The 441-nt window shown below is 34.5% G+C and carries 1 protein-coding gene; it reads left to right on the top strand.

Annotated elements, in window-relative coordinates; translation table 11 throughout:
• Positions 1-441 (top strand): LCP family protein (locus V7183_RS25290; RefSeq protein ID WP_335361254.1); only part of this gene is annotated, 441 nt, incomplete at both ends.

Below are 441 nucleotides of genomic sequence, written 5' to 3'. Positions count from 1 at the left end.
GTTATACTTGGTTTTTAGTAAATAAAGCATCTTCTGCTGTTCGAAATGCCGCTCACGATTTAGAGCGCGGTGATAAATCAGATTTACGTGATAAAGCAGTAAAACCTATTTCTAATAACGTATCTGTACTAATAATGGGCGTTGATGAAAGCGATACCCGCGGTAAAGAATACGGTGCTGCGATACGGACAGATGCACTGTTACTTGCAACTTTTAATAAAGATAGTAAAACTGTAAAACTTTTAAGTATTCCACGAGACACATATACTTATATTCCAATAGAAAAGAAAAGCGATAAAATTACACATGCACATGCATATGGCTCTGCTAAAAACGGAAAAAATGGTGGACCACAGGCAAGTATTGATGCAGTTGAAAAATTAATGAATGTACCTGTAGACTACTTTGTAAAATTCAACTTCAAATCATTTATAAAAATTG

Origin of the sequence: Bacillus sp. JJ1127 (assembly GCF_036965845.1) — a bacterium.
Classification (GTDB): domain Bacteria; phylum Bacillota; class Bacilli; order Bacillales; family Bacillaceae_G; genus Bacillus_A.
This window is presented reverse-complemented; position numbering and strand designations above follow the sequence as displayed.